The organism is Pseudoxanthomonas fibrivorans, from assembly GCF_041464125.1.
In the GTDB taxonomy this organism is placed as follows: Bacteria; Pseudomonadota; Gammaproteobacteria; order Xanthomonadales; family Xanthomonadaceae; genus Pseudoxanthomonas.
The window spans coordinates 2386435-2399942 of the sequence record NZ_JBGNUG010000001.1 but is presented as its reverse complement, the minus strand read 5'-3'; the positions used below and the strand labels follow the sequence as shown (position 1 = coordinate 2399942).

Annotated in this window: 8 protein-coding genes; 7 read left to right on the top strand and 1 reads right to left on the bottom strand. The window is 71.1% G+C overall.

The genetic code is table 11. The features are described from left to right. The first annotated feature begins 172 nt into the window (after positions 1-172). Both ACA089_RS11110 and ACA089_RS11105 read left to right on the top strand, forming a co-directional pair. On the top strand, positions 173-430 hold the full coding sequence (locus tag ACA089_RS11110; protein WP_372016768.1) for a YcgL domain-containing protein: 258 nt from the start codon (positions 173-175) through the stop codon (positions 428-430). After that, positions 423-3719 (top strand): ankyrin repeat domain-containing protein, encoded by a 3297-nt coding sequence (locus ACA089_RS11105; RefSeq protein WP_372016767.1) that lies wholly within the window; start codon positions 423-425, stop codon positions 3717-3719. Before ACA089_RS11110 ends, ACA089_RS11105 begins: the two co-directional genes overlap by 8 nt. Positions 3720-3734: 15 nt before the next feature. Here ACA089_RS11105 and ACA089_RS11100 read toward each other — a convergent pair whose 3' ends face one another. After that, complete coding sequence (locus ACA089_RS11100) at positions 3735-5591, bottom strand: monovalent cation:proton antiporter-2 (CPA2) family protein (protein WP_372016766.1); 1857 nt, start codon at positions 5589-5591, stop codon at positions 3735-3737. Positions 5592-5741: 150 nt separating this feature from the next. Between ACA089_RS11100 and ACA089_RS11095 the strand changes: the two genes are divergently transcribed. The 5 genes from ACA089_RS11095 to ACA089_RS11075 all read left to right on the top strand — a co-directional run bounded on the left by ACA089_RS11095 (position 5742) and on the right by ACA089_RS11075 (position 13459). Beyond that, the gene (locus tag ACA089_RS11095) at positions 5742-8009 is read left to right on the top strand and encodes a TonB-dependent receptor (protein WP_372016764.1); all 2268 of its coding nucleotides are present in this window, start codon (positions 5742-5744) and stop codon (positions 8007-8009) included. Positions 8010-8034: 25 nt separating this feature from the next. Continuing rightward, the gene (locus ACA089_RS11090; protein ID WP_372016763.1) at positions 8035-8331 is read left to right on the top strand and encodes a hypothetical protein; all 297 of its coding nucleotides are present in this window, start codon (positions 8035-8037) and stop codon (positions 8329-8331) included. After that, positions 8321-8593, top strand: a complete 273-nt coding sequence (locus ACA089_RS11085; RefSeq protein ID WP_372016762.1) for a hypothetical protein — start codon at positions 8321-8323, stop codon at positions 8591-8593. The genes ACA089_RS11090 and ACA089_RS11085 overlap by 11 nt, the downstream gene beginning before the upstream one ends. After that, entirely contained in the window at positions 8590-10134 is a 1545-nt protein-coding gene (locus ACA089_RS11080; protein ID WP_372016761.1) for a PepSY-associated TM helix domain-containing protein, read from the top strand. Before ACA089_RS11085 ends, ACA089_RS11080 begins: the two co-directional genes overlap by 4 nt. A gap of 331 nt (positions 10135-10465) precedes the next feature. After that, positions 10466-13459: a TonB-dependent receptor gene (locus ACA089_RS11075; RefSeq protein WP_372016759.1), complete on the top strand. Its 2994-nt coding sequence runs from the start codon at positions 10466-10468 to the stop codon at positions 13457-13459. The last annotated feature ends 49 nt before the right edge of the window (positions 13460-13508 follow it).

Sequence of the window (13508 nt, the reverse complement as noted above, 5' to 3'; positions counted from 1 at the left end):
GGGACGCGCAGGCGGGATGGCCGGCGAGTATAGCCACAGCCCCGCGTGCGCCCGGTGTCGAGGAACATGAACGTCGCGCGGCCGCGCGGCGGGGCTTCGCGCTTCCGCGCCTGCCCCATTTCCGACACAATCCCCCGGTTCCCCACACACTGGCAGGGCGCGGCGCGCGCGCATGCAAGCCTACGTCTACAAGAGCCGACGCAAAGCCGACACCTACGTGTTCCTCGCCGCCCGCGACGATTTCGCGCGGGTGCCCGGTCCGGTGCGCGCACAGCTGGGCGAGCTCGCCTTCGTGCTGGAGGTCGCCCTGACCCCGGAGCGCCGCCTGGCCCAGTCCGATCCGGACGTGGTCCGCGCGAACCTGGCCGCGCAGGGCTTCCACGTGCAGTTCCCGCCGGGCGTCCCGGCGGCGGTGCGCGACGATGGGTGAGGCGCTGGCCCGTTCGCGCCGGTTCGCGCTGGCGGCGGGCGCCGTCGGCATCGTGCTCGGTGTGCTGGCCGGCCTCGGCGGGCCGGCCGGCCTGTTGCCCGGGCTGCTGGCCCAGCTCGCCGTGGCGCTGGCCGTGTCCTGGTGGACCGGAAGCCGCCCCGCATCGACCGATCCGCGCGCACTGAAGCCGGCGCTGGCCGGCCTGTTGCTGCTGTGGGGCGCCGGGCTGCTCGTGTCCTCGCTGCTGCTGGCCTGGCCGCTGCAGGCGCTGCGCCAGAGCGGGGGGCTCGGCTCGGCGCTGGGCGCCAGCGCGATGGGCGCGGTCGTGGTCCTGGTCCTGTGGCGCACGTGGCCGGCATGGCAGGCGGTAGAGCGCGACGGCGCACCGCTGCCCGTGGCCTGGCGCCGGCTCGCCCAGCAGGAAACCGGAACCTGGAGCGGCCTCGGCGTGGCCGTGGCCGTGGCCACCCTGCTCGGGGGCCTGCTGCTGCTGGCCTGGCCCGGGATGATCGACGCGCCTGCGCGCTGGGCCGTGGCCGGCGTGTTCGCGCTGCTGCAGCCGGCCCTGCACCTGGCCGTCCAGCGCGCGCCCGCGCCCCGGGTCCACGCAGCGCCGCTGGACTTCCTGGCCGCGGCCGAACCGCAGGTCGAACCGCTCTCCGAAGGCCTGGCCGGCGATCCGGCGGGCCTGGTCGCCGAACTCCACGCCGCCGCGCGCAGCGGCCGCGTCGACCGCGCCCTGCAGCTGCTCGACGCCGGCGCCGACGCGCATGCGCCGCCGCCGCCCGGCGAGCGCGACCAGCGCAGCCTGGCCGCGCTGGCAGCCGTGCTGCCGGACCTGCGCCTGCTGCGCGCGCTGATCGTGCGCGGCGTGGACCTCAATGCTGGCGACGCCGGCATGACCCCGCTGCTCGCCGCCACCCGCGACAGCTGGCACGGCCGCCCCGAGGCGGTGATGACCCTGCTGGCCAATGGCGCCGACCCGCGGGTGGCCGATGCCGAAGGCAACACCCCGCTGCACCATGCCGCGCGCAGCACCGATCCCGGCGTGGCCGCGCTGCTGCGCGACGCCGCGGCCGAGATCGACGCGCTCAACCACGACGGTTTCTCGCCGCTGGGCCTGGCCTGTGCGAGCGGCAACTGGCGGCTGGCCAAGTTCCTGCTCGAGCGCGGTGCGCGTCCGGAGCCGGCGGGCGGCCAGCCGGCGCTGCTCGCGGCCGCGGCCAGCGAGGAGGACGACCCGGCCGGCGTGCAGCTGCTGCTCAAGTTCAAGGCGAAGGTCGGCACGCCCGGGCGCGATGCGCGCACCGCGCTGCACGAGGCCGCGCTGGCCGGCCATGCCGACATCGCCGCCGCGCTGCTGGCCGCCGGGGCCGATCCGCAGGCGCGCGACGCCGCCGGTCGCACGCCCTGGCTCGAGGCCGCGCGCGCGCTGCGGGCCGGGGTGATCGAGCAGCTGGCGGCGCAGCGCATCGACGTCGCCGCGACCGACGCGGAGGGCCGCAATGCGCTGGTCCTGGCGGCGGGTGCCGAACAGGCCTCGCTGGCCCTGGTGCGACGCCTGCTCGAGCTCGGGGTGGACCCCGCGCAGGCCGACAACGCCGGCCGCCGCGCGGTCGACGTCGCCGCCGAATCCGGGCGCTGGTCCATTGTGGCCGCGCTCGATCCGGCCTACCCGCTGCCGGCCGCGGTGGCCGAGGCCGCGGCGGAGAACCCGGTCGACGAACGCCCGCCGCTGGCGCTGCTGCATGACGGCCTGCAGGCCGGGCGCATGGAGGGACTGGCCGCGCTGGCGCGCCTGTGCGCGCCGGCCGAACTGGGCGGGCTGCTGCACGATCCTGCGCTGCAGGCGAGACCGTCCACCGTGGAGTGGCTGCTGGCGCATGCCGCCGACGCGGAAACCTGCGTGGCCGGCGAGACCGCGCTGACCGCGCTGCTGGGCCAGGGCGGCGACGGTGCCGCCGCGATCGGCGTCCTGCTCGGGCACGGCGCATCGCCGGCCGGCGCCGGCGGGCTCGCGCGTTTCCTCGCCGCATGCGTGCAGCGCGACCACGTCGGGCGCGGCCACGAGCAGCTCGCGCTGGACCTGTTCCTGCAGGGCGCCGACCCGTTCGCCCCCTCCGCCGCCGGCGATCCGCCGCTGTCGCTGGCGGTGCGGCTGGGCTGGCTGCGCCTGCTCGACGCGCTGCTCGATGCCGGGGTGGACCGCGAAGTCCGCGACGGCCACGGCATGACCGCGCTGCACCTGGCCGCCGCGCTGGGCCGCGAATCGGCGCTCAAGCGCCTGGTCGCGCAGGGCGCCTCGCCCGACGCGCGCGCGGCCGATGGCCAGACGCCGCTCGGCGTGGCCCTGGCCAGTGGCCGGCGCGACCTGGCCGACTGGCTCGACTGGCGCGTCTGGCCGCTGCCCCGGCGCCCGCTGCGCGAAGCCGATGTCGTCTCCGCGGCGATGGCCGGCGATGCCGACGCGGTGCGCCGCCTGCTCGAGCTGGGCTTCCCGGTCGATGCGGTCGATGGCCAGGGCTGCACCGGGCTGCTGCGCGCGGCAGGCGGCGGACATGCCGCCGCGGTCGACCTGCTGCTGGCCCGCGGCGCCAACCCGCAGCACGCCGCGCACAGCGGCGCGACCCCGCTCTCGGCCGCGGTGAGCATGCGCCAGACCGCGATCGTGACCGCGCTGCTCGATGCGGGCGCGGACCTCGAACACCGCCTCCCCGGCGGCGTCACCGTGCTGATGCTGGCCTCTGCGCTGGGCCTGGCCGACATCGCCGCGCGGCTGCTCACCGCGGGCGCCGACATCGATGCCGGCGACAGCCAGGGCCTGGCGCCGCTGCACTGCGCCGCGCTGTACGGCTTCACCGGCCGCGACCGTACCCGCCTGCTCGCCCTGTTCGACACCCTGCTGCTGGCCGGCGCCGAGGCCGACATGCCGGCCGCCGGCGGCGTGACCCCGCTGCTGCTGCTGCTCGGCGCACGCGCCGAACCCGGCGGCGCCTGCGACGAGAACGTGGTGCTCGCCGGCCTGGAGCGGCTGCTCGAGGAAGGCGTGTCGCTCGAGGCGCAGGATCCGCGCGGTTTCGGCCCGCTGCACCTGGCGGCGCTGCACGGCCTGCACGGCGTGGTCCAGCGCCTGCTGCGCGCCGGCGCCGATCCCGACCTGCGCGACACCCTCAACCGCAGCCCGCGCGAGATCGCGGTGATGCGCGGCTTCGTCGACGTCGCAGCCGAGTTCGCCCCGGCGCAGAGCGGCATGTCGATGGCGCGGTTCCTGCGCGAACCCCGCGGCTGACGCGCGCTCCGGCGATCAGCCGGACGCCGGCCGCACCGGATCGGCTCCGGCCGTGGTGCCGGCGCCGGCAGCGGAGGGGGGCGGCCCCGCATCGGCCTCGAACAGGTGCTGCAGGTCCGCGCGCGCCTCGCGTGCGCTCTTCACCACCGCCGCGTCGTCGTCGTAGACCAGGTACTGCTCGCGCAGCAGCGCTTCGTCGTGGTCGCGGAAACGCCGGACGTGGTCGGCGGCCACCTCCGGCGGCACGCCCAGCTCCAGCAGTACCCGTTCGCCGACCTCCAGGCTGGTGCCGAGCAGCTCGCGGAACGGTTCGGCGCCCAGGTCCATCAGCCGCCACGCATGCTGGCGGTTGCGCGCGCGGGCGAGGATCTTCGCCTGCGGGAACAGCCGGCGGATCAGCCGCACCGCGCGCAGGTTGCTGTCCGGGTCGTCGGTGCAGACCACGAACAGGCGCGCGTGCCGGGCGCCGGCCGCGCGCAGCAGGTCGGGACGGGTAGGGTCGCCATAGAAGATGCGCCCACCGCTGCGGCGCACGTCCTCGACCTGCTCGGCGCTGCTCTCCAGGGCCACGTACGGGATCCGCTGCGCAGCCAGCAGCCGGGCCACGATCTGGCCGAAGCGCCCGACCCCGGCGATCACGACCTGCGGCGGTTGCGAGGCGGCGTCGGGCACGTCGTAGCGCGCCGGCTCGGCCGGCGGATGGCGCGCGTCGTGGCGGCGCAGGCGCCCGTCCAGCGCCAGCAGCAGCAGCGGCATCAGCGCCATCGACACGCCGACGATCGCCACCAGCCGGTCGTGGTTCTCGGCCGACACCAGGCGTACGCGCAGCGCTTCCTGGAACACGACGAAGGCGAATTCGCCGCCGAGCCACAACGTGCCGCCGAGCATCAGCGCGTGGCTGCCGGCCAGCCCGGCCGCGCGGCCGATGCCGAACAGCACCGCGAACTTCACCGCCAGCAGCACCGCCACGCCGCCCGCCACCAGCGCCGGCTCGGCCGCGATCCGGTCCAGGTCGATGCCCATGCCCACGGCGATGAAGAACAGGCCGAGCAGCAGGCCCTTGAACGGCTCGATCTGCGATTCCAGTTCGTGCCGGTATTCGGAGTCGGCCAGCAGCACGCCGGCGATGAACGCCCCCAGGCCCGGGCTGAGGCCGGCCTGCTGCATGATCCAGGCGCTGCCGAGCACCGCCAGCAGCGCGGTGGCGGTGAACACCTCCGGCGCCTGGGTGCCGGCGACCACGCGCAGCGCCCGATGCATCAGCAGGCGGCCGCCGAACCAGACCAGCGCCAGCGCACCGAGCGCGTGGCCGAGCATCGACCAGGTGAACGTCTCGTTCTTGACCCCGCCCAGCAGCGGAATCACCGCCAGCAGCGGGATCGCGATCAGGTCCTGGAACAGCAGGATCGCGAAGGCCAGGCGCCCGAAATCGCTGTTGAGCTGCTTGCGTTCGGCCAGCAGCTGCAGGCCCACCGCGGTCGAGGAAAGCGCCAGGCCGATGCCGGCGACCAGCGCGCCCTTCCACTGCACCTTGTAGGCCAGCAGCACCGCGGCCAGCAGCAGCGCCGACACCAGCACCTGGGTGCCGCCGGCGCCGAACACCGGCCGCCGCATCAGTGCCAGCCGCACCGGCGAGAGCTCCAAGCCGATCACGAACAGCAGCATCACCACCCCGATCTCGGACGCGCCGAGGATGCGCTCGGGATCGCTGACCACGCCCAGCCCGTCGGGCCCGAGCAGCACGCCGGTCGCCAGGTAGGCCAGCACCGCGACCAGGCCGAGCTTGCGGAACAGCGGCACGGCGATGATCGCCGCCACCAGCAGGACCAGGGCGAGTTCGAGGCTGAGGCTGGTGGTCAGGGTCGTTTCCATCGGCCGGATTATGCGCGGCACGGGTGTCGCAGCATGCCGCGATATTGCGAACTCTTCTCATTCGGGGATAATGGCGCCCGTATTCATCGGCCGCACCCGCGGCCCGGCACAGCCGTCGCCATGCCGATCTCCCTTTCCCGGAGCTCCCGCATGCGCGTTTCCCGTTCCCGGCTGGCGCTGGCCATCCTGTCGTCCCTGCTCCTGTCCGGCCCCGCCACCGCCGCGGCCGCCGAGGCCGCCGACGCCACCACCCTCGACGCGATCCTGGTCACCGGCGAGAAGACCGCCCGCACGCTGCAGGAGACCACCACCAGCGTGGCGGTGACCACCTCGGTCCGGATCGAGCAGGAAAACCTCACCAGCCTGTTCGACATCCTCAACCGCACCGCCAACGTGTCGCAGATGTACGGCGACCGCGGCTTCACCATCCGCGGCATCGGCAACGAAGCCGGCGCGCCCAATCCGCTGGCGACCATCTACCTGGATGGCGCCGCGCTCCCGAGCCAGGCCAGCGACGCCGGCCCCACCGACCTGTGGGACATCGCCCAGGTCGAGGTGCTGCGCGGCCCGCAATCGACCATCCAGGGCGAAAACGCGCTGGCCGGCGCGATCGTGCTGCGCACCGAGGACCCGGCCATGGACTGGTCCGGCCGCGCCCGGGTGATGGCGTCCGATCCGTCCGACCGGCGCATCGCCTTCGCCGGCGGCGGCCCGCTGGTCGCCGACCAGCTCGCCTTCCGCGTCGCCGTCGAGGACCGCGATTTCGACGGCTACACCTGGAACCCGACCCGCGGCACTGCCGGCGACGCGCGCGAGTCGACCATGGCCCGCGCCAAGCTGCTGTGGACGCCGGGCGGCGTGGACGGCCTGGCCGCGCGGCTGAGCTACACCCGCGACGATCGCGACGGGCCGTACATGTACGCGTACTCGCGCCGTGACGTGCCGGACTACTACGACACGCGGATCAACACCTCGGACTATCCGTCCTCCACCGACACGCTGGCGCAGATCGCCACGCTGGAGGTCGACTACCTCGCTTCCGACGCGTGGACGTTCACGTCGGCCACGTCGTGGACCGACACGGACATGGACCGCAGCTTCGATACCGACCTGACCGAACGGCCGGAAGCCTATGGCGACACGCGGGAGCGCTACGACACCCTGTCGCAGGAACTGCGCCTGCACTACGGCGGCGAGCGGCTGCGCGGCCTGGTCGGCCTGTACGGTTCGCAGCGCGAAACCGCCAACGTGTCGATCAACCGCACCAACGTCACCACGCCGGTGTCGACGATTGCCGCGGTGCTGCAGGGCGCCGGGCTGGACGCGGCCACGGCCGGTCATGTCGCGGGCCTGTACGCGCAGGCGTTGCCGGTGATCCCGGTGGACTACTTCAGCGACGGCCAGTCGCGCTCGCGCAACCTGGCCCTGTTCGCCGACTTCGAGTACCGGCTCGGCGACAGGCTCGAACTGCTCGGAGGCTTCCGCCAGGACCGCGAGGAATACCGCTTCCAGGCCATGGCCGATGCGGCGTTCGCCGGCACCCTGCCGGATCCGGCGGCGTTCGGGCCGACGCTGGCCCCCGCCATCGCCGGCATCAACCAGGCCGTGCTCGGCCTGGTCGCCGACGCCAGCAGCACAACGCCACCCGGCACCCGCCAGTTCGATGCGTTCCTGCCCAAACTGGGCCTGCGATACGCCTTCACCGACGACCTGGCCACGGCGTTCGTCGTCCAGCGCGGCTACCGTTCCGGCGGTTCGAGCTACAACATCGCCCGCGGCGAGAACTACGCCTACGACCCGGAGTACACCTGGAACGCGGAGCTGTCGCTGCGCTCGCAATGGCTGGACGACACGCTCGCGCTCAACGCCAACCTCTACTACATCGACTGGCAGGACAAGCAGGTCACGGCGCTGTTCGGCCTCAACGAATACGACTACCACACGGTCAACGCCGGCAAGGCGCACCTGTACGGCTTCGAGCTCGAGGCCAGCCACCGGGTCGGCACGGCCTTCGACTGGTACGCGTCGCTGGGCTACTCGCGCACGCGCTACGACGAGTTCGAGACGATCGTCGGTGCGCAGATCGACGACTGGGCCGGCTCGGAGTTCGCCTACGCGCCGCGCTGGACGTTCGCCGTCGGCGCCAACGTCCGCTGGGCCGACCGCTGGCTCGCCAACCTCAACGCCAACCACCGCAGCAGCGTCAGCCCGGACATCGGAGCCGACGCGCGCCGACTGCCGGCGCGCACGCTGGTGAACGGACGTGTCGGCTACGAGACGCTGGACTGGACCGCCTACCTGTTCGCCAACAACCTGTTCGACGAGGGCTACATCCAGTACTCGTGGGACGACGACAGCCCGAACGTGATCCTCGGCGCGCCGCGCGTGGTCGGGATCGGCTTCGAGTACCGCTGGTAACCCCATCCGCACACCGGAGCGTTTCGTGACCACCGCCCTCTACCTGCTGCTTTCGCTGCTGGCCGGCCTGGCCATCTACCTGGCGTGCGCGCATCAGCGCCTGCGGCCGGCCCTGCGGCCACGCAAGCGGCCGCTGCGGGTGGCGGCGGGCGGACTGGTCGCGCTGGCACTCGCCGCGGCCATCGCCGGCATGGGCGTGTGGGCCGGCGTGTTCGCCGTGCTCACCGCGCTGATGCTGGCGCTGGTCGCGCTGCCGTACCTGGATGCCTGGCGCCAGCTGCGCGCGCAGGGCAGCGCCCGAAGCACGCGCCATGTGGGCTAAGTCGCTTGCCGCCGCGCTGCTCGGCCTTCCACTGACGGTCGCGATCATCGGCCTGGTCGCCCTGCTCTGGCCGGGCGACCCGACCCGGACGACGCTGCCCTGGCTGCTGGTCTCGTTCCCGTTGTGGGTGGCGGTGATGTCGCTGGCGTTCCTCGCCCGCAGTGGATGGCGGGCGTGGACGTGGATGGGCGGGGCCACGCTGCTGTGTTTCGGCCTGGTCCAGCTGGTGAAGTTCCTCGGCTGGGCGGAGCTGCCGGCATGAAGGCTTCCACGCTGCGTACCTATCTTGCGGTCCACACCTGGGTGGGCCTGGTCGCCGGGCTGGCGCTGTTCATCGCCTTCTATGCCGGCGCGCTGACCGTGTTCGTGCACGAACTCCAGGACTGGGAGCGCGCCGGCAAGGGCGGCCAGGTCGAGGCCGTCGCTACCCCGGGCGAGGCACAGGCGCTGGTCGATGCGGTCCTGGCCCGGCATCCGCAGGCCGCCCACGGCGCCAGCCTCGTCCTGCCAGGCGAACACGGGCCGCGGCCCGCGCTCTACTGGTACGACGAGAACGCGGGGCGGCAGCACCGCTTCACCCTCGACGCCGGCGGGCAGCTGCAGCAGCAACCGGCACGCTCCGGCTTCGTCGACCTGATCTACGACCTGCACTTCACCGCCGGCATTCCAAGCCCCTGGGGCAACTACCTGTTCGGCATCTTCTGCGTGCTCTACGGGCTGGCCCTGGTCAGCGGCGTGGTCCTGTACGCGCCGGCGTTCCTCAAGGACCTGTTCGCGCTGCGCGTCGGCGCCAACCTCAAGCGCATGTGGCAGGACGCGCACAACGTGGTCGGCATGCTGTCGCTGCCGTTCCACGTGGTCTTCGCCTGGAGCGGCGCGGTGCTGACCATCGGCTTCCTGATGCTGGCGCCGTTCCAGTTCCTGGTGTACGAGGGCAGGCTGCTGGAACTGCTGGAGTCGGATTTCGACATCGCGCCGCACGTGGAGCCGGCCGGCACGCCCGCGCCAATGCTGCCGCTGGAGGAACTGTTGCGCCGGTCCGGCCTGGCCTTGCCGGGCATGGACGTGGAGATGCTGGTCTTCCACGACGTCGGCGACCTCAATGGCACCGTCACCGCCTACGGCGACCTGCCGCAGCGACGGCTCAACGGCATGGGCGGGGTGGCGATGAACGCGGCCAGCGGCGCGGTGATCAATGCGCTCGGCCCGAAGGACTATCCGCCGGGCATGGCCTTCCTGCGCGGGCTGCAGGTGCTGCACTACGGCCACTTCGGCGAGGCTGCGGTGAAGTGGCTGTATTTCCTGCTCGGCCTGGCCGGCGCCTTCCTGTTCTACAGCGGCAACCTGTTGTGGATCGAGGCGCGGCGCAAGCGCCGGCAGGTGGCGCAGCCACGCCGCACCCGCTTCGTGGCTGCGCTGACCCTGGGCGTGTGCCTGGGCTGCGTGGCCGGCATCTCGATGCTGTTCGTGGCCGACAGGCTGATGCCGGCCGCGTGGGTCCGGCCTGCGTACTTCATCGTGTTCTTCGCCTGCATCGCCTGGGCGTTCCTGCGACCACCGGCGCGCGCCGGCCACGAGCTGCTGCTGCTCTGCGCGGCGCTCACGGCACTGGTCCCGGTCGCGGCGGCCGTGGCGGCCGGATCACCGCCCCTGGCCGGCCTCTGGCAGGGCGACGCGACCTCGTTGCTGGTCGACCTCACCGCCCTGGCGATGGCATGGGGGTTCTGGCGCATGGCGCGCGCGACCCTGCGGCGCGGCCGGAACGGTGACCCGCACAGCATCTGGGCGTTGCCCACGCGCTGATGGTGGGGACGCGCGATGGAGGCCGTCGAGGGGCGGCTGCCGCAAGTGCAAAAATTCACTAATGCCGAGAATTCATAAGGGCCGAAACAAAGCCTGTGCGGCGAGTCACGCTTCTGTAGCGCTTAAACATAAAAAAATAGTTAATAAAACCGCATTAAATGTGACTTAGGTCACGCTTTAAACAAAAATGTAACGTGAACAGCACCTGACTATTGACCCCCTCCCCTGCCATAAGTCACGGTCCGGAACGGCCTCACCGGCCTTTTCTTATTCTGGGGGATACATGAAACGTTCCACGCTGAACCGAAATCTGCGGCGTAGCGCCCTGACGGTGGCACTGGGCCTTTGCTTCACCTCCGGAGTCCATGCGCAGCAGGCCAGCGGTGCGCTCTTCGGCCAGGCGGTCTCCGGCGAAACCATCGTGATCGAGAATCCGGCGACCGGTTTCCGCCGCGAAGTCGTGGTCGGCGCCGACGGGGGCTATCGCGTCCCGGGCATCCAGCCGGGCAACTACCGGGTGACGCTGAAGCGCGCCGACGGCACCACGACCGTCCGTGACGATGTCAAGGTCAACGTCGGCACCGGCACGCCGGTCAACTTCGCCGCGGCCGCCACCGCCGGCGGCACCACGGAGCTGGGCAGCGTGACCGTGGTCGGCACCCGCTCGGTGAATCCGATCGACGTGTCTTCGGTCGCGTCGACCAGCATCCTCACCGCCGAGCAGATCTCCAAGATCCCGGTGCAGCGCGATGCCACCTCGGTGGCGCTGCTGGCGCCCGGCACCGTCCGTGGCGACACCGCGTTCGGCAACCTGGCTTCGTTCGGCGGTTCTTCGGTCGCGGAAAACCAGTACTACCTCAACGGCTTCAACATCACCAACTCGTTCCGCAACCTGAACTTCGCACAGGTGCCGTACGAATCGATCGCCGAACAGCAGACCATGACCGGCGGCTACGGCGCCGAGTTCGGCCGCTCGCTGGGCGGCGTGGTCAACATGGTGTCCAAGCGCGGCACCAACGATTTCCGCGCCGGCGCCAACGTGTTCTGGTCCCCCGATTCGCTGCGCTCCGAAGTCGAGAGCACCTACTATTCCAACCCGCTGGTGCCGGGCGACCTGGGCGAATTGCGGCAGGACAACTCCGAGGACACGCTGGGCGGGTGGGCGGCCTCGGTATGGGCAGGCGGCGCGATCGTCAAGGACAAGCTGTTCGCCTACGGCGCCCTGACCTACAAGAAGACCGACCAGGACTACTGGGGCACGGTGCTTTCGCGGACCAACAACAACGAGTCCGAGAAGGGCGATCCGATCTGGCTGGTGAAGCTGGACTGGAACATCAACGAGGACCACCACCTCGAATTCACCGGGATGTCCGACAAGACCACCAACACCATCACTACCTACCTCAACACGGTCGGTGAACTGGATCGCGGCGAGAAGGTCGGCACGTCGTATGCGGAATCGGGCGGTGAAACGTACATCCTCCGCTACAACGGCTACCTGACCGAGACCTTCTCCGTGTCGGCGCTGTACGGCACCAGCGAATACTCGCGCTCGCGGCGGCTGGTCACGGCCGACGGGACGCGCGTCGAGTACGGCGGCGACCTCAACCAGCCGGCCAGTGGCTGCCCGGTCATCACCGACGTGCGCCCGGGCTACCGCCAGGCGATCACCGGCGGCTACGCCAGCGCCTGCAACATCACCGGCGGTTCGATCGACCGCGTCGACTCCGGCGACGAGCGCCAGCAGTTCCGCCTGGACTTCGACTGGGAGATCGGCGACCACCGCATCGGCTTCGGCTACGACACAGACGACTTCGAGTCGGTCGCCGGCCAGTCGATCGAAGGTGGCCGCATCTGGCGCTACTCGACCAACAACGGTCCGGACGGTCAGGCCAACACCGGCGACGAGTTCGACATCGTCCGCGAGCAGATCGTCAACCAGGGCTCTACGGTCAAGGTCGAGCAGCACGCGTACTACATCGAGGACAACTGGCAGGTGTCCGACGATTTCCTGGCCTACATCGGCCTGCGCTGGGACACGTTCGAGAACTTCAACGGCGAGGGCCAGGCCTACGTCAAGATCGAAAACCAGTTCGCGCCGCGCCTGGGCTTCTCGTGGGACGTCAACGGTGACTCCACCTGGAAGGTCTACGGCACCGGGGGCCGCTACGCGCTGCCGCTGACTTCCAGCGTGGCCGTGCGCGGCGCCAGCATCTCGCTGTTCACCCGCCAGAACTTCAACTTCACCGGCGTCGACCCGGTGACCGGCGCCCCGCTGGGGCTCACCCCGCGCGGGGCCCTGAGTTACATCAACGGCGAGTTCGGCGAGCCGAAGAACCCCGCCACCATCGCCTCGAAGAACCTCGACCCGATGTACCAGGACGAGCTGATCCTGGGCACGCAGTACGCGGTGACCGAACACCAGAACGTGGGCGTGAAGGGCATCTACCGCAAGCTGAAGGCGGCGATCGACGACAACTGCGACTACACGCCGATCTACGACATGGCCGTGGCCGACGGCCTGGACCCGGTCCTGCCCAGCAGCGGCTTCCCGTACTGCCGCATGTTCAACCCGGGCGCCGATTCTGTGTTCGTGACCGACATCGAGAACAACGGCACGCTCACCGAGTACACCGTGCCGGGCGAATTGCTGTCGCCGGCCGCCAAGCGCAGCTACAAGGCCCTGGAATTCTCCTGGGACGGCGCGTGGGAGAAGTGGTTCGCCAGCGCTTCGTACACCCTGGCCTGGAGCAAGGGCAACACCGAGGGCGGCGTGAAGTCGGACATCGGCCAGTCCGATACCAGCGTCACCCAGGACTTCGACTACAAGGAACTGGCGGTCGATTCGTACGGCTACCTGCCGAACGACCGGCGCCACAGCCTGAAGCTGTTCGGCAACTACCAGATCAACGACGAGTGGTCGGCGGGCGGCAACCTGCTGGTGCAGTCGGGCCGCCCGGTCAACTGCCTGGGCGTGCTTTACCCGTACCACGGCGGCATCCACCCGTATGGCGCGTCGTTCTTCCGCTGCGGCACCACCGAGGCCGGTGGCGTCAACGGACCGTCCGAACCGGTGCCGCGCGGCACCGCGGGCCGCCTGCCGTGGACCAATTCGATCGACATCAACGTGTCGTACTTCCCGAAGTGGGCCGAGGGCCTGATGTTCAAGGTCGACGTGTTCAACCTGTTCGACAACCAGAAGCCGACGGGGGTGACCGAGGTGGCCGAAGACGCCGCCACCGGCGTGCCGCTGAACACCTACCTGGTGCCGCGTGGCTTCCAGACCCCGCGCAGCGTCCGCATCATGGTCCAGTACGACTTCTGACCACGCATAACAAGAACGTCATCTCTCTCCATGGGCCGCCGCAGGGCGG

Excerpts from the sequence above, each read along its gene's own strand:
- ACA089_RS11110 (WP_372016768.1), top strand. The coding sequence starts at position 173 with ATGCAAGCCTACGTCTACAAGAGCCGACGCAAAGCCGACACCTACGTG.
- ACA089_RS11105 (WP_372016767.1), top strand. The coding sequence starts at position 423 with ATGGGTGAGGCGCTGGCCCGTTCGCGCCGGTTCGCGCTGGCGGCGGGC.
- ACA089_RS11100 (WP_372016766.1), bottom strand. The coding sequence starts at position 5,591 with ATGGAAACGACCCTGACCACCAGCCTCAGCCTCGAACTCGCCCTGGTC.
- ACA089_RS11095 (WP_372016764.1), top strand. The coding sequence starts at position 5,742 with ATGCGCGTTTCCCGTTCCCGGCTGGCGCTGGCCATCCTGTCGTCCCTG.
- ACA089_RS11085 (WP_372016762.1), top strand. The coding sequence starts at position 8,321 with ATGTGGGCTAAGTCGCTTGCCGCCGCGCTGCTCGGCCTTCCACTGACG.
- ACA089_RS11080 (WP_372016761.1), top strand. The coding sequence starts at position 8,590 with ATGAAGGCTTCCACGCTGCGTACCTATCTTGCGGTCCACACCTGGGTG.